Genomic DNA, 14894 nt, shown 5'->3' on the forward strand with positions numbered 1-14894 from the left:
TTATTTGTCAGAAGATGAAGAATCCAACGTTTCGTATCCTATTTCTTGCCACAGGGTGGAGGGGCAACAGGAGGCAAGGTAATGCCGTAGATACGCTATGGTCTCTTGTGCTATGGGGGATTCTTCGGGGGGATAGTGGTTGTAGATAATGCGCTCTATCGGGATCTCCCGATCTTGTAGAGCTTGCAAACTCAGTAGGGTGTGGTTGATGCTCCCCAGTCGCCCTGAGGTAACCAAGGCTACAGGATAGCCCCGCTGAGCAATAAAATCGAGGGTAAGGAGCTCTGGAGTCAGTGGAACCATAAGCCCTCCGGCCCCCTCCATTAGGATACGATCGTAGCCCTGGGAGAGAAGCTCTTGGGTGTCAGAATCGATCTTTTTGGGGTCTATCGGGCGTTGTTCTAGCTGAGCCGAAAGGTGAGGTGATGCAGGATACTTATAAAGATAGGTGCAGCGGTAGGGCTCTGCTCGTTGCTCGGGATCAAGATGGGGGGCTAGGGCGTCGTGTACGTCAAGGTCTTCGCTACGTCCCTCGCAGCCTGTTTGCACAGGTTTCTGACTGATGACGCGGAGTCCTTTCTCTCGCATCTCGCGAAGCAAAACGCCTGTAGCATAAGTTTTCCCTACCCCGGTATCTATACCGCTGACAAATAATACTTTATTACTATCCATGGGTATCAATGTCTTTAATATAGTGCAAATGTACAAAGGATTCTCGTTCCTATGTACACTTCTTTATCTTAATCAAAAAGTCTTTTCTCTCTTTTTACAATCTGAGATATAGTCCGTCCCTTTTGGGTAAAAGCATTAGAAAGGACTCCCATGGGCGAATACTTGGCAAGGACTATTGACCAAAAAAGCTCCGGGAAACCCAGAGCTACACAGACACATAATGATTAATCTAGAGGAGAGTGCGGCCGGAGGGACTCGAACCCTCACGCCTCGCAGCATTAGATCCTAAGTCTAACGTGGCTACCAATTACACCACGGCCGCAATCTTCACTGCAAAGGTAAGCATTTATTTTTATCTACAGCTATATCGCCCTCTTGTACTCATATAATTTGGGGAAGTATACAACAGGAGAAAGAGCTCTCTCTATTGCAGCCCGAGAGGTGGGCTAGAGAGCGTTGCATGTCTCTCAAAAGCGAGAGCAATCCCCTAGCTAAGAAACGAAGAAGGGGCTATGCCTCTACGACACAGCCCCCTATTGTTTTAATTTTTATCTGCCGAAGCGTTTCCTCTACGCCCCTCTACGGAGGACGTACGGACGCTCGCTACTCTTTACTTCTCACGCTTTACTGCGTAAACGGAGTAGGCTTTGGCCATATCTTCACCATTTGTCAACTTTTTAGCTTCCCAAGTGTCAGAGTCTGGAGCCTTCGTCCAAAGCATGGCTATGTCTAATGGCGAATTTTCCTTCTCCTCAACCCCTGCTATATAGATATGATTGTCAATTACATAAATAGAGTTGGCGTATGCGTCTCTTGAGCCATCGGTTAAGTTTTTACTCTCCCAACTACCGGACTCCCCACGCTTTGTCCAAAGCATGGCTACTACTTTCGAACCACGCCTTGCAGATCCCACTACATAGATGTCGTTACCCGATACGAAGACAGAGCGGGCACTGGCAGGGTTCGAGCCATCCGTTAGCTTTTCGGCTACGCCATTCTTCCATAGTGTAGCAGATTGGGAGTCCCACCCCGCTACATAAACGTCGTTACCGGACACGAAGACAGAGTAGGCTCCACTGTGCGAATCATTCGTGTACTTGGAGAGAATCTTATTTTTCCAAAGGGCAACTCCATCATAGGAGCCCGCTACATAGACATCGTTACCGGACACGAAGACAGAATTGGCACGGGCAGGCTTCGAGCCATCACTCAATGGCTCGGCTATGCCATTTTTCCAGAGCATGGCTGTAGGTTCTTCTCCAAACTTGTCTTGCCCCACTACATAGACATCGCTGCCCGACACAAAGAGCCCGTTGACTTCAATACCATCTGCTTTCCCGGCGAGGTCTGTAAACCTTGAGATTACTCCATTTTTCCAAAATGCTCCCACGTATCTTGTTGGGTTTTCCTGATCCTGAGCGCCATAATATACACTCTCTAACCCCGCCACATAAACGTCGTTGCCTGATACGAAGACAGCGGTAGCAACGCTTCCCTCATCTTTCTGAGGCAACTTCGTCGGCTCTCCATTTTTCCAAAGCATAGGATCCTCCCTCTCCCATCCCGCCACATAGACATCATACACGTACTCCTTATTTTTCGGAGAGCCTTTGCATCCTACTGCTACTACAGCCGCAAATAGTGCGGCAAAACTTACTAAAATTGATTTCCTCATACTGATATTATAATTAGGGGTTAATAAAAAATTTCTGGTATTCTTCTATTCAGGTTTTCACGCTCTTTCTTTGGGGGAGGAACGACCACGAGACCCCGAATAGAATAAGGTTGTTACATCGCTTTGTAACCTTCTCTAGGTGCAAATATAGTAATTTATCCGAAAAACACCCTAGTGTTAAGACGGAAAAATACACAGATGGGTGGGGAGATGGTGAAATTGGGGTAGGCTTGAGGGGAAGAAATGTACGCTAGAGGGGCGAACTTAGTGCAGTTGCTCAAGAAAGCGTACGAGAGGCGTGGGGAGGGCGTAATCGCCTAGTTCGGACTCCCTTACCCATTGGTACTTGGTGCTCCCTAGGGTGTCGGACTCGAGTTCGGCGGTGTAGATGGTGATGTGAAGTATTTGGTGGGAGAGCCGATGCTCAAGGCTGAAAGTCGTGGGCGCAAGGCGCAACTCCCCCGAGTAGGAGAGTTCGTGCTCTAGCCAATGGACTACCGCTTCGTGTGCTTGGGGCCTCTCGCTCTCAAGCAAAGGAAATTGATACAGCCCTCGCCAGATGTCGTTTCTCCCTCGCTTCTCCAGTAAGACTTGCTGATGGTAGGTGCTATAGATGTAGCTGAAGTAGCGATCTCTAAGGGTTAGCTTTTTCCCCTTTATGGGGAGGAGACGAGCGAGAGGGAGCTCCGCTACACGGCACCAAGAAGAGGCAGGGCAGGCAGAGCATTGGGGAGATTGAGGGGTGCAGACCAGTGCGCCTAGCTCTATAAGGGCTTGCCCCAATTTGCTAGGGGGGAGTTGGGTGGCGAGTAGCTCCTCCACCGCTTGGGTGCAGAGTCGCTTCCCGCTTAGGGTGTCTATGGGGAGTTCGCTTGCCAGAAGTCGGCTGACCACGCGCAGTACATTGCCATCCACGGCAGGGTAAGGTAGATCGAAGGCAAACGAGGCAATGGCTCCGGCCGTGTAGTCGCCCACCCCGGGGAGAGCACGTATCGAATCAAAATCTTTGGGGAATATCCCCCGGTGCTCCGTGGCTATAACTTGTGCTGCACGATGGAGGTTGTGCGCTCGGCTGTAGTAACCGAGTCCCTGCCATAGGCTGAGTATCTGATCTTCGGAGGCTTGCGCTAGGTCGGTAACGGAGGGGAATGCTTCCACAAAGCGAAGGAAGTAGTCGTACCCTTGGTTTACGCGCGTTTGCTGCAATATAACCTCCGATAGCCAAATGTGGTAGGGATTGCGAGTGGTACGCCACGGGAGCTCTCGGGCATTCTCTTCGAACCAATCGACGAGGGCTCGGGCTAGCTGTTGAGGGTGGGTAAAGAGGGTTTCGCTCATTTCGCCGCAAAGGTACAATTCGTGGGGCGAGGGAGAGCGGTCTCTTACTTCTTTTGTGAAACCTTAAAAATTCGCTGCCTGATATTTTTTCCGCCACAGGGCAAAAAGAAAATATTTCACGGGCAAGATTTTTTCTAAAATCACTCGGAAAGGGGAGGAGAAATCAGCCTACGCCGAATTTGCATTTGCCTGATAGCGGTTTTGTTTGTGGAGAGGGAGGTGCCTACCAGTAGGGTTTTTCTTAGAATTTGGTTGAGATTTATTTTAGTAGTACCTTTGGTGTAGGTGGATCCTCTTGGGAGGTGATACTTTCCCTATTTGAGGCTCTTTAATAAAAAGAAGTATGGGTATGGCAAGAAAAAAGAAAGCATATATCAGAGCCGTGGTGGCAGTTGCATTTGCCTCTTTATCGGCTTTTTTGCTGTCGGGTTGTGCCCTTTTGGGAGGGAAAAGGGGAGGAACGAAAACGGACTCCGATTCAGTTCGAGGACAAAATCCCCTACAGCAAGACTCCATTCGCAGAGAGGAAGAAAAGATAGAGGATATGCCTAGAGTGATGTATGGCGTCCCCTATCAGAGGTACGAGGAGATGAGAAAAGTACCCTCTTCTCCCCAAGGAAAAGAAGAAAGAGACTCACTAATGCAAGAGAACCCCGAGGCCTAGAGTAAAAAAGTATTGGGTCTCCTTCTCACAAGAAAACAACACACACCTAAACAACACACAAGACAATGACGAAATTCTCTCAACTTAAATTCGCCTCCTTGTCAGTAATGCTCTTATTATTGCTGGCGGGGTGCAATCTTATAGAGACTCCTCTTGTGGAGACTCCGATCCAGGCTCCGGGTCGCCCCGATGGCACACTGGAGATTGTAGTAACGGTACTTGATACCGATAATAAACCCCTCGAAGGGATGGTGCTCGAACTGATAGAGATGCCCTTGGAGCGGGAGGTAAGTGCCTCGGCTGAGACCAATGTGCGAGGGGTGGCTAAGCTAAGCAAAGATGTCTATATTGCGAATGTGATGCAGCCTATCCACTTGCGCGTGCGGGATGCTAAAGCCTCTGGCAGGGATTATATGTACCGTCCTTGGTATGGAACCATCCAGCTGAGCAAAGGGGACTTTGTGCGTAAAAAGGCTCGTAAGGAGCTTGTGGTGCACCTGGAAAGAATGGGCGTCTCTTACGCTTCGGGCTCTCTAGAGCCTAATGTCCGATAGGCAGGATAGTCCCGATGGATGTATTGATGAAGTGAACACCTATAGACGACCAACACAATGAAAAAACTAACCAAACGCGTAGCAAGCCTCCTCAGTATTGGGAGTGTAGCCTTCCTAGGGTTATTTCATACCTCTTGCGACAGAACTAGGGGTGGAGGCGGAGGAAAGTATGGCCCCTACGTTGACTATGATGTCACAGCCAAGGTACAGACTCCTGAGGGTAAGCCTATTGAAGGCTTAGAGGTTACTCTTCTTAAGAGATCAGAAAACTCAGAAGGAGACTTTGTGCCATGGAGTAGAATCGAACGAACCAATGCCGCCGGCCTTGCTTATGTACATGACGGGCTATCGGGCTTTGGCGGAGCAATGCTCTACGTGCGAGCCGTAGATGTGGACGGAGCTAAGAACGGCCGTTGGGAAACTAAGGTGGATTCGGTAGCGATAACCCCTTCGGATATACATAAATTCCATCCGGAGACCTTTGGGTATCAAGGGACTATCAAAAAAGAGATAACCCTGACCATGGAGCTGGTTCATAACGACTAGGTTTCGAAATAAGCGTCCGTTTTCGCCCACTCCACTTCAAGATGTTTGATAAGAAGACCCATCACAATGGATTTAATCTGGTAAAGTGAAACCCTATAAACAACCAACACAATGAAAAAACTAACCAAACGCGTAGCAAGCCTCCTCAGTATCGGGAGTACAGCTTTCCTAGGACTATTTCACACCTCTTGCAGCAGTATATGGGGCGGAGGTAGAGTAGAGTATGGATGCCCCTATATGGAGTACGAAGTCAAAGCCAAGGTGCAGACCCCCGAGGGTAAGCCTATCGAGGGCATAGAAGTTACTCTTCTTGAGAAATTAGATTACCCAAATGGAGATCTTATGCCATGGAGTATAATCGAACGAACCAATGCCGCCGGCGTTGCTCAAATATTTGATGGTGCATCGGGCTTTGGTAGAAATATGCTCTACGTGCGCGCTGTAGATGTGGACGGAGCTAAGAACGGCCGTTGGGAAACTAAGGTAGATTCGGTAGCGATAACCCCTGCTGATATCCACAAAGACAAGTCGAAGGGGCGTTGGTATGAAGGGACTATTAAAAAAGAGGTAACCCTCACCATGGCGCCGGTACCTAAAGAAAATACTCCAAAATGAGCGGGAGCAAAATCTCTTTTCGCCAGCGCATTTCGCTAGAGGCATATCGTTCTTACCGCCGCAAGTGCGTGGCCGAGCACAAACTCAACACGCTCTTTTGGGAGTGTACGCTCAAATGCAACTTGGCGTGCAAGCACTGTGGTAGCGATTGTCACGTAGATAGTGCCGCCAAAGAGCTCTCCGGAGAGGAGTTCCTCCGCGTGGTCGATAGCATAACGCCTCACGTAGATCCGCATAAAGTGCTTGTCATCTTTACGGGAGGAGAGGCCTTGGTGCGTCAGGACCTTGATGCCATCGGGCTTGAGCTCTACCGCCGAGGCTACCCCTGGGGTATTGTGACCAATGGGATGCTTCTCAACGAAGAGCGTCTCGAGAGTCTATTGCGCAGCGGCTTGCATTCCCTTACAATTAGTCTGGATGGCTTCGAAGAAGCGCACAATTACCTCCGAGGGCATCATTTGAGTTTCGCCCGAGCCTCTCACGCCGTTGAGCTTATGGCAAAGACGGAGCAGGTGCGCTGGGATGTGGTTACCTGCGTCAATCCGATGAACTTTGGTTACCTCGCGGAGTTTCGAGACTACTTGATTGGCCTAGGGCTTAAAGAGTGGAGGCTTTTTACCATTTTCCCCGTGGGGAGAGCAGCTGAGGACCCTAATTTGCAGCTTAGCGATGTGGATTTTTACCGCCTTATGGAGTTTATCCGCGACACCAATAGGGAGGGGCGCATTGCGGCTTCCTATGGTTGCGAGGGCTTTTTGGGCGGTTTTGAAGGCGAGGTACGTCCCCATCCCTATACTTGCTACGCAGGTGTGGAGGTGGCTTCTATCCTCTGCGATGGTACGATCAGTGCCTGCCCGAGTATCCGCTTCGACTATAAGCAGGGCAATGTACGTGAAGATGACTTCTGGACCGTATGGCAAAATCGTTTCCTCCCCTATCGCGATCGGAGTTGGGCTCGCCGAGACCAGTGTGCCGATTGCCTCGTGTGGCGTTACTGTGAGGGGAACGGAATGCACCTGCACGACGATGAGGGAAAGCTCCTCTTCTGCCATCATCAGCGACTTTTGCGCGCCGAAGCATCACTAAAAAAGAAATAATACACAATACTGTATAGACTATCCCTTCTCCCCACCCATAGTTATGAATAGAAAGACCATTAACGAGTATATCCTATCCAATCGCTTCTACGAAGCTATTTTTCTCCTCAAACAAGTCATCGAAGAGCATGCTCTGTATAGCTTGGGAGATAGCTTGAGCCGAGAAGAGAGCATCTATGGGATGATGTTGGGTTACCTCGATAAAGGCATTGTAGACCCCGATAGAGCACACTTCTTGGAGGAGCTCAAAGTGAAATTGCTGAAGCTGAGCGATAGAGTCTATCGGGCTGTACGAAGCAAAGACTCGGGTTCGCTCTACTTCCGCCGTTGGGCGGTAGTGGAGGCGCGCAAGGGGCTGTCGGTAGAGAATTTACTCGAAGATCTTTCTCGCCCCACCTTCAAAGAAGAGGAACGCGATAGCTTCGATACCCTTGTAGACCTCCTGTTTGAGACGCTGTGGGTATCTGAGTCGCTCATGGAGGCGGAGCAAGACCGACTCTCCTCTTCGAGTGAATATGTGCGCTTGGTCGCCTCTTCTGCTATAACGCTGGGCTTGATGTCGTATTGGGATGAGAGTAAGATGGCTTTCCTCCTGCGCGAGGCGGCCTCTCCGGCTACGAGCGAAGCCTATATGGTACGCCTTGCCATGGGCGTTTTTATCAGCCTCTACCTCTATCGCGATAGGTTGCCTCTCTTCATGTCGTGGCTAGAGCCGCTCCTCAAAGATGCCCTGCAGAATCCGATGTTTGTAACGGCTTTTATCCATCTCTGGACACGCTATACGCATGCCACAGAGACGGAGCAACTCTCCCAAAAGATAGGAGAGCTCATGCCCAATATGCTGCAAGAGATGAAGGCCAAATGGAGCTCCATAGAAGAGGATACGGATGAGAATCTAACCGAGGATAAACTGGATCAGCTCTTCGACAAAGTGTCGGACTCGGAGGAGATGAGTACCTTCTTCCAAGAGTTTGGAACGCTGGAGCAGGAGGGCGAAGACCTCTTATTTAGTAGCTTCAAAGAGAATAAAAGCGACTACTTTTTCAACTCCATTTCTTCGTGGTTCCTACCTTTTGACGAGGAGCATAGCCGCATTGCGGGAGTTTTGACTAGGAACGAAAATCTCCGAAAGCTCTACCCCCTACTCAAAGGGAAACTCTGTGATTCGGATCTATACTCCCTCTTTATCACCTTCGATAGGATGGGGATGGGAATAAAAGTGATGGGGATAGAGATGCCGGAAGAGCTCAACGGAGCCATGCTGGATGAGCTATCGGCAGAGTCTTTGATGCCTAAGTGTGCGAAAGTATACGTCGAAGATTTCTACAGATTCACTAAGCTATTCCCTCTGCATGAGCAGTTTGTGGATATATTCCGGCAAGATATCATGGTAGCAAGGCTCCCTATCCTAAAGGAGGCTCTCCCCATCGAGTCTATGGTGCGTGGGGCGGCTCTATTTTTCTACTCGCGTAGGAATTATGCCAAGGTGAGGATGCAAATCGGCTCGATCCCTCAGCTCTTTGATACCGATGCCAACACCCTGAATATTTGGGCTAATAGCTGCTTCTTTATGGGAGATTACCGAGGGGCAATTAGGCATTACCGCCATGCCGACCTCGTGGAAGACGCATCCCCCAAAGAGTTGTCGCGCCTTGCTGTTTGCTATCAGCGCGTAAACATGCCCGAGAAGGCAATAGAGACACTTGAGGAGCTTCTCAAGAAAAATCCCGAAAATCTAACCCCATTGCTAAAGATTGCAGGGGTCTATATGGAGATGAAAGCCTTCGATGAAGCCCTTTCTTATCTCTATAAATATGAGTTCTCTGCACCCGATGGCGAGAGACAGGTAGCTCGTTTGGTGGCCTGGTGCCTTCTCTCCAAAGGAGATTACGAGCGTGCAAAAGGGTACTATCGTACCCTCCTCTCCCTCCCCGACGCAAAGGCTAGCGACTACCTCAATAGTGCCTATGTGCATATTGCCGAGGGCGAGGAGCGAGAGGCTTTGGCGGCCATGCGTATGGCGCTGGAGCATTACGACGAGCCTAGTGAGCTATTCCGCGAGATGCAAGAGGATAGCAGGAACCTAGATAGGAGCGCGATAAGTTTTGATCGTCTTCGCTTCTTGGCGGATGGAGCCATCGCCCTCCGGAACCAAGATTTTGTACAGAATCTAAAACCCAATTATACTATTCCAAAGAGAATGAACATCAAGGATTTTAATTTCAAAGGACTGAGAGCCTTTGTGCGAGTGGACTTCAATGTGCCCCTCGACGACAACCTACAAATTACGGACGACACGCGCATGCGTGCTGCTTTGCCAACGCTCAACAAGATTATTGCAGACGGAGGTCGCCTGATTATTGCCTCGCATCTAGGTCGCCCCAAAGGGGTAAGCGACAAACTTTCGCTCCGCCATCTAGTACCCCATCTTGCCGAGCTACTCGGTCGCCCTGTGACCTTTGTGCCCGATAGCGTGGGAGCCGAGGTAGAGACGGCTATTGCCGGGATGAAGGATGGAGATGTACTTCTCTTAGAAAATCTTCGCTTCTACGAAGAAGAGGAGGGTAAGCCCAGAGGCCTCGCCGAAGATGCTACGGCCGAAGAAAAGAAAGAGGCTAAGAAAGCCCTCAAACCGCGTCAAGCCGAGTTTGCCAAAAGACTTGCCGCCCTTGCCGATTGCTACGTAAACGATGCCTTTGGTACTGCTCACCGTGCACACGCTTCTACGGCTCTTATCGCCGATAGCTTCCCTGCCGATCGCAAAATGTTTGGCTTCTTGATGGAGCAAGAGGTGAATGCCGTACAGCGAGTTTTGGGTGACATTCATCGTCCATTTGTGGCTATCATGGGAGGTTCTAAGGTCTCTTCTAAGATTGATATTATCGACAACCTACTCGACAAAGTAGATACCCTCATCATAACGGGTGGTATGTGCTTTACCTTTGCCAAGGCCTATGGCGGCAAGGTGGGTAGCTCTTTGTGCGAAGACGATAAGATGGACGTGGCTCGTGCCATCGTAGAGAAAGCAAAGGCAAAAGGGGTACATCTCGTTTTGCCCGTGGATGCAAAGGTGGCCGATGCCTTTAGTAATGACGCTAATACCCAGGTAGCTCCCGTTGACAATATACCCGATGGTTGGATGGGGCTTGACGTAGGTCCTAAGACAATGGCTCTCTACGACGAGGCTATCCGTGGGGCTAAAACGATTCTGTGGAATGGCCCTGCCGGTGTCTTCGAGATGAGCAACTTCCGCGATGGCTCTAAGGCTTTGGCGCAGTCTATCGTGGCAGCAACAGAAGCCGGTGCTTACTCTCTCGTAGGGGGAGGCGACAGCGTGGCCTGCGTGCATCTCTTCGAGGTAGCCGATAAGGTTTCGTACGTTTCTACCGGAGGTGGTGCCCTACTCGAAGCTATTGAGGGCAAAGATCTCCCCGGCATTGTAGCTATCAATAAATAATTATTCCCCCTTATGGGAATTGTTTTAATCCCCTTCCGATGGGCGGATGATGGCGACAAACTCGCCTTCGTTCACCAATTGATGGAGGAGGCTTTCCCAGCCGCCGAGCGGCGATCTAGGCGAGACTTCGAGGCTCTTTTGGCTTCGGAGCCTCGCTTTCTACTGCATCTGATTTATCGGGATGAGGCCCTTGTGGGTTTCCTCTCTACGTGGCATTTGGAGGGCTTTTACTACGGAGAGCATTTTGCGATACTCCCCACCGAGCGTAATCAAGGTATAGGGCGAGAGGTGCTGCACTCGCTAAAGAGTGGCGCAGCATCGAGTATCCCCTTTGTTTTTGAGATCGAACCTCCTCTCGATGAGTGGAGTAAGAGACGACTCGCCTTCTACGAATCAATGGGTATGCAGGTGCTTTCTCGCTCCTATATACAGCCCTCCTATGGCGAGGATCGCCCGGCTATCCCCCTTTACTTGATGGGGAATGAATGGGCAGCAAGGGGGCAAGATAGCGAACATTACGCGCAAGAGCTTTACCGGTACGTCTACTGCAAAACCCCAGGAGGGGAGAATTTCTACTAGCTATAGCCTTTTGTTGTTGATGAAACGACTCTCTCTCTTTACCCTCCTAGTCCTCTTTTGGAGTTTTATGGCTCAGGCTGAGACCGATTCGCTCCGCACGGAGGATTCTACTCTTCGCCGGCAGCCTTGGGAGTGGGGCGTATCCACTTTACCCTTTATGGGGGTGGCCGCGGCAGTCGCTCCGTCGCTGGATGGGGCTATTCGGGGGATTCGTATGCAATCTCTCCCCACATTTCGCTCCCCCTACGACGATTATTTGCAGTACTCGCCCTTGGCTTTGCAACTATCGGCAGCGTTGTTTGGGCTTAAAGGAAGCCATTCTTCGCCCTACGAACTCCTCACGACTGATGCCCTGTCGGTAGCGAGTACCTTGATTCTAGTAAACTCAACAAAATGGCTTACGCATCGTTTCCGCCCCGATGGTTCGAGTGCCAATTCTTTCCCCTCAGGTCATACCGCTACCGCATTTATGGGGGCGGAATTGCTGGATATAGAGTATGGAGCGCGTTATCCGTGGCTATCGGCGTTGGGCTACTCAGCTGCGTACGCCACGGGGGTGGGGCGTATCCTTAACAATCGCCACTGGGCGAGCGATGTATGGGCAGGGGCTGGCGTGGGGATTCTGTCTGCACAGATCGGTTCTGTCCTAAGTGACCTCCTTTGGGGTAAGAAAGGAACTTTTCTCTACGAAATCCCCTCAAGCGAAGATTTGCCCCACACACTATCTATCCACTACGGCACCTCACAGCTTACGCAACACTACTACAAAGGCTCCATCCGCCAAGCTATTCGCAACGAAGTGGCACTTCTCTTCCCTGTCTCCTCTGAGGAGGAATGCCTTCTCGATTGCGGCGTAGTGGGAGGAAACTTGCTACAAATCTCGGGCTATGGTGTCCCCAACAATACGGATTGGTACTTCGGTTTCAAGGGGGATGTTTGCTATTACCCCGCTTCTCGCGTCGCCTTGGGGGCAGCTCCTTTTTACTATATTTATCCCGCAGCCCCCTCTGCTCCGGGGACTGTGTTGCTCGGAGAGTTGGGCTTGCGTGCCCACCTTGATTACGACATCCGACCCCACAGGGGCTTTCGTTTTTTCGTGGGAGCATCGCACTCTACCGCCTATTATCCCAAAGAGGAGGGGGCATTAAGTTCCGAAGATAGCGTCGAAGCAACTCCGCTTCGTCTCTCTTTTGAGGTCGGGGTTGCGCTCCTATTGCATCTCTAGTCGCCTTACCGTAATGCTACTCTAGAGGGGGATACTCGCTTTCTATCCATTGCCCCTAAGAAAGGCTTGCCGGTTCGTGCTTAAACAATAAGAGGAGGATAGGCCTTAGCCGTCCCCCTCTTACCTTACTAGTATAGAGATGATTTAATGAGGATTTACCTCCAAGAGTTGCTATGCATAACTAGAAGTGGTGTACCGGCATGGAAGAGCATGCGACGCGCCATACCGGGATTGAAGAAGCGAGCAAAGAGATTGCGTCGATACGTATTAACCACGATAAGACCAATCTGCTTGCTGATGACAAATTTCTCCAGCGCAAGGGAGAAGTCGCCCGGATCCAGCGTTGTAAACTCGATGTTGCTATCGGGGTAGTGTTGCTTGTGGTACTCCATCATGGCGCGCAACTCAATTTCACTCCAATCCTCCGTAATTCTAGAGACGTTGAAGAGCATGTAATTGGGCTTATTAGGCTTTGTGAGCTGCATCATGCGGTCGAAGAGTACGAGGTCTCGTTGGTCAAACCCTGTGGCTACCCCTACATTTTCTACATCCGCAAGGTCTACCACCTTGGCATCTTCCGGTACGACGAGTACGGGCACCTTGGCGCGGTCGATTACCTCTGCGGCAACGGATCCGATGAGATCTTCGTTGCGGCGGCTCTTACCTCGTGTACCCATGATGATGGCAATAGGTGGACGGTTGCGTGCGACTGAGAGCACTACATCCTCGGGGATACCGTCAATGAGCTGGGTCTCGAAGGGAGCCTTCGGGATTTCTCCCTTCTCCATTTTCTCTTTGAGTTCCTTCTCTAGAGCGTTCATTTTGCGCTCGGCGCGCTCATGTTCCCGACGAATGTTAAGCTCTTTATTGGCTTGATAAACGGAGATGTCGGGGGATAGCATGGGGGCAACAGAGTAGAATTGTGAGAAGTAGACATGGAGCAACTTCACGTGCAATCCTCTGCGCTGAGCAAAGTGGAAGGCTATCTGTAGCACGTTGGGCATGAAGTCGCTGAAGTCCACAGGTACGAGTACGTAGGGTGTGGCTTCTGTAGACTTGCCCTCTTTGTTGTAACCATCCACCTGATTAAGCTCGGCATATAGCTCGGGACGATTCCAATTATTATTCTCGATCACGTCTAGTGCGTGAGGTAAGTCGCTCTCTTTGATGCGCACACGCACCCCAGCCGAGACTACGGGAAGTATCTGATTAACATTTTGCAGGGTAGCCTCTATCCCCTCGCTTTGTAGTAGTGTTTGTAGTATCTGTGCCTTTTCGAAGGTATGGATAGCTACGGTAACGAGTTTTTCTTGTTCTGGATTGTTTTTGCTCATGGATTCCTCAGTTTAATGCCACTTTCTATTCTATTGCACAAGTAAGAGCAGAGAATGTACCCGGAGTGTGGTAGCACACAACCCCTCCACCCCTGCTTTTGAGGCCCTTCCCCGAGGGAGAGCCTCTCAAGGTAACCGGCCGAAATTCCTCAAAACTCCAGCCCTATGCTAAAGAGGCACGGAGTGCAACTCACCCTCCCGCGGGAGCGATGTCTGTTTTGCCCCTCCCGTGCCTTCTATATGCTTTGCTCTACTAGAGTTAAGCCTCTTCTTTCTCTGGTTCGGAGGGATCTTCCATCTCTCCAATCAGCGCGAGAGCCTTCTCTAGTATCGTAGTATCGTCAATTTCTACAATACCTCCGTCGGGACCCGGCTCGATGTGAATACCCGCACTTCTTCCATTTTCGTAATTGGCACCACCGAAATAGTTGCGTACTGTTTCTACTTTAAGCCCCAACTCATCAGCGATGCGTTGCGTGGCTCCATCGGGAAGGCTATCTTTGATCCTTCTCAGTTCGTTGAAAGTGATCGTTTTAGTCATGGGTCAATCCGTTTAGTTGTTAGTACTCGTTGTCTTTACTTACGCCACTAAGTTACAACTTTATTTTCTACTTTACAACCTTTTCTGTAACTTCTTTTGCATAATGCTTTCTACTGTGGAGATTCAATTTCTCATTCTCTCATGCAGGAGGATTTTGTACATCCAAAAAGATGAACAAAGGAAATCATAACAGAGGAGCCACCGAAACGACACTGCGTTGCGATGGCTCCCTAATGCGCTACAATTCCTGTTTTACACGTTTTTTTGTCCTATGAGTTTGGACTTCTTCCTTATTGCTTCATTACCTTCTCGCCATTGACGATGTAGATGCCTGCCGGTAGGCGGTCGAAGTCGTCGCCCAGACGCATGCCCTCTAGGGTGTAGATGCCCTTGTACGCAGTCTCAGCTTTGTTATTGGCTACCGGTGTGTCAATGGCGATGGACTTTTTCTTTGTGAAGTAACCCGTTGTGGGGTTTGCCATCATTATATCAATTCTCTCATCGTCATAGGTAACGGTGCCGTCTGTTCCTCCCTTTATGTTCTTGCAGTTTTTGAACATGTTGATAGACATTTCGGTCGTCCAGGTCTCATCGCAG

The 14894-nt window shown here is 50.2% G+C and carries 13 protein-coding genes, 1 tRNA gene and 2 pseudogenes; 9 read left to right on the top strand and 7 right to left on the bottom strand.

The window, feature by feature from the left end; genetic code table 11:
- The 4 genes from bioD to mutY all read right to left on the bottom strand — a co-directional run bounded on the left by bioD (nucleotide 1) and on the right by mutY (nucleotide 3685).
- The gene (bioD, locus tag ACTTHR_RS05830; RefSeq protein ID WP_442605517.1) at nucleotides 1-672 is read right to left on the bottom strand and encodes a dethiobiotin synthase; all 672 of its coding nucleotides are present in this window, start codon (nucleotides 670-672) and stop codon (nucleotides 1-3) included.
- A gap of 240 nt (nucleotides 673-912) precedes the next feature.
- A tRNA-Leu gene (locus ACTTHR_RS05835) sits at nucleotides 913-994 on the bottom strand.
- Between the two features lie 288 nt (nucleotides 995-1282).
- Nucleotides 1283-2347, bottom strand: a complete 1065-nt coding sequence (locus tag ACTTHR_RS05840; RefSeq protein WP_442605518.1) for a hypothetical protein — start codon at nucleotides 2345-2347, stop codon at nucleotides 1283-1285.
- Nucleotides 2348-2611: 264 nt separating this feature from the next.
- Complete coding sequence (gene mutY / locus ACTTHR_RS05845; RefSeq protein WP_442605519.1) at nucleotides 2612-3685, bottom strand: A/G-specific adenine glycosylase; 1074 nt, start codon at nucleotides 3683-3685, stop codon at nucleotides 2612-2614.
- Between the two features lie 349 nt (nucleotides 3686-4034).
- On the opposite strand from mutY, the gene ACTTHR_RS05850 reads away from it, so the two are divergent.
- The 9 genes and pseudogenes from ACTTHR_RS05850 (at nucleotide 4035) to ACTTHR_RS05890 (ending at nucleotide 12422) form a co-directional block, all read left to right on the top strand.
- A complete protein-coding gene (locus tag ACTTHR_RS05850; protein ID WP_442605520.1) occupies nucleotides 4035-4349 on the top strand; it encodes a hypothetical protein in 315 nt (104 codons plus the stop codon).
- Nucleotides 4350-4414: 65 nt separating this feature from the next.
- Nucleotides 4415-4903, top strand: coding sequence for a hypothetical protein (locus ACTTHR_RS05855; RefSeq protein WP_442605521.1), 489 nt, complete (start codon nucleotides 4415-4417; stop codon nucleotides 4901-4903).
- A gap of 57 nt (nucleotides 4904-4960) precedes the next feature.
- Complete coding sequence (locus tag ACTTHR_RS05860; RefSeq protein ID WP_442605522.1) at nucleotides 4961-5449, top strand: radical SAM-associated putative lipoprotein; 489 nt, start codon at nucleotides 4961-4963, stop codon at nucleotides 5447-5449.
- A 111-nt stretch (nucleotides 5450-5560) separates the two neighbouring features.
- A complete protein-coding gene (locus ACTTHR_RS05865; RefSeq protein ID WP_442605523.1) occupies nucleotides 5561-6064 on the top strand; it encodes a radical SAM-associated putative lipoprotein in 504 nt (167 codons plus the stop codon).
- Nucleotides 6061-7161 carry a TIGR04133 family radical SAM/SPASM protein gene (locus ACTTHR_RS05870; RefSeq protein WP_314813461.1) on the top strand — a complete coding sequence of 367 codons (1101 nt, stop codon included), beginning with the start codon at nucleotides 6061-6063 and terminating at the stop codon, nucleotides 7159-7161. Before ACTTHR_RS05865 ends, ACTTHR_RS05870 begins: the two co-directional genes overlap by 4 nt.
- Nucleotides 7162-8731: 1570 nt before the next feature.
- Nucleotides 8732-9019, top strand: a pseudogene (locus ACTTHR_RS05875) (tetratricopeptide repeat protein); the annotation flags it as partial.
- 342 nt (nucleotides 9020-9361) lie between these two features.
- Nucleotides 9362-10618: a phosphoglycerate kinase gene (locus tag ACTTHR_RS05880; protein WP_276774943.1), complete on the top strand. Its 1257-nt coding sequence runs from the start codon at nucleotides 9362-9364 to the stop codon at nucleotides 10616-10618.
- A gap of 12 nt (nucleotides 10619-10630) precedes the next feature.
- Entirely contained in the window at nucleotides 10631-11197 is a 567-nt protein-coding gene (locus tag ACTTHR_RS05885) for a GNAT family N-acetyltransferase (RefSeq protein ID WP_442605524.1), read from the top strand.
- Nucleotides 11198-11216: 19 nt separating this feature from the next.
- Nucleotides 11217-12422, top strand: a complete 1206-nt coding sequence (locus ACTTHR_RS05890; RefSeq protein WP_442605525.1) for a phosphatase PAP2 family protein — start codon at nucleotides 11217-11219, stop codon at nucleotides 12420-12422.
- 155 nt (nucleotides 12423-12577) lie between these two features.
- Here ACTTHR_RS05890 and ACTTHR_RS05895 read toward each other — a convergent pair whose 3' ends face one another.
- The 3 genes and pseudogenes from ACTTHR_RS05895 to ACTTHR_RS05905 all read right to left on the bottom strand — a co-directional run.
- Nucleotides 12578-13756: a universal stress protein gene (locus tag ACTTHR_RS05895; protein WP_377457032.1), complete on the bottom strand. Its 1179-nt coding sequence runs from the start codon at nucleotides 13754-13756 to the stop codon at nucleotides 12578-12580.
- Between the two features lie 259 nt (nucleotides 13757-14015).
- The gene (locus tag ACTTHR_RS05900; RefSeq protein WP_304286114.1) at nucleotides 14016-14297 is read right to left on the bottom strand and encodes a DNA-binding protein; all 282 of its coding nucleotides are present in this window, start codon (nucleotides 14295-14297) and stop codon (nucleotides 14016-14018) included.
- A 290-nt stretch (nucleotides 14298-14587) separates the two neighbouring features.
- A pseudogene (locus tag ACTTHR_RS05905) lies at nucleotides 14588-14894 on the bottom strand (BspA family leucine-rich repeat surface protein); the annotation flags it as partial.

This window comes from Porphyromonas endodontalis, assembly GCF_052173515.1.
Taxonomy (GTDB): Bacteria; Bacteroidota; Bacteroidia; order Bacteroidales; family Porphyromonadaceae; genus Porphyromonas; species Porphyromonas endodontalis_A.

Excerpts from the sequence above, each read along its gene's own strand:
- bioD (WP_442605517.1), bottom strand. The coding sequence starts at position 672 with ATGGATAGTAATAAAGTATTATTTGTCAGCGGTATAGATACCGGGGTA.
- ACTTHR_RS05840 (WP_442605518.1), bottom strand. The coding sequence starts at position 2,347 with ATGAGGAAATCAATTTTAGTAAGTTTTGCCGCACTATTTGCGGCTGTA.
- mutY (WP_442605519.1), bottom strand. The coding sequence starts at position 3,685 with ATGAGCGAAACCCTCTTTACCCACCCTCAACAGCTAGCCCGAGCCCTC.
- ACTTHR_RS05850 (WP_442605520.1), top strand. The coding sequence starts at position 4,035 with ATGGCAAGAAAAAAGAAAGCATATATCAGAGCCGTGGTGGCAGTTGCA.
- ACTTHR_RS05855 (WP_442605521.1), top strand. The coding sequence starts at position 4,415 with ATGACGAAATTCTCTCAACTTAAATTCGCCTCCTTGTCAGTAATGCTC.
- ACTTHR_RS05860 (WP_442605522.1), top strand. The coding sequence starts at position 4,961 with ATGAAAAAACTAACCAAACGCGTAGCAAGCCTCCTCAGTATTGGGAGT.
- ACTTHR_RS05865 (WP_442605523.1), top strand. The coding sequence starts at position 5,561 with ATGAAAAAACTAACCAAACGCGTAGCAAGCCTCCTCAGTATCGGGAGT.
- ACTTHR_RS05870 (WP_314813461.1), top strand. The coding sequence starts at position 6,061 with ATGAGCGGGAGCAAAATCTCTTTTCGCCAGCGCATTTCGCTAGAGGCA.
- ACTTHR_RS05880 (WP_276774943.1), top strand. The coding sequence starts at position 9,362 with ATGAACATCAAGGATTTTAATTTCAAAGGACTGAGAGCCTTTGTGCGA.
- ACTTHR_RS05885 (WP_442605524.1), top strand. The coding sequence starts at position 10,631 with ATGGGAATTGTTTTAATCCCCTTCCGATGGGCGGATGATGGCGACAAA.
- ACTTHR_RS05890 (WP_442605525.1), top strand. The coding sequence starts at position 11,217 with ATGAAACGACTCTCTCTCTTTACCCTCCTAGTCCTCTTTTGGAGTTTT.
- ACTTHR_RS05895 (WP_377457032.1), bottom strand. The coding sequence starts at position 13,756 with ATGAGCAAAAACAATCCAGAACAAGAAAAACTCGTTACCGTAGCTATC.
- ACTTHR_RS05900 (WP_304286114.1), bottom strand. The coding sequence starts at position 14,297 with ATGACTAAAACGATCACTTTCAACGAACTGAGAAGGATCAAAGATAGC.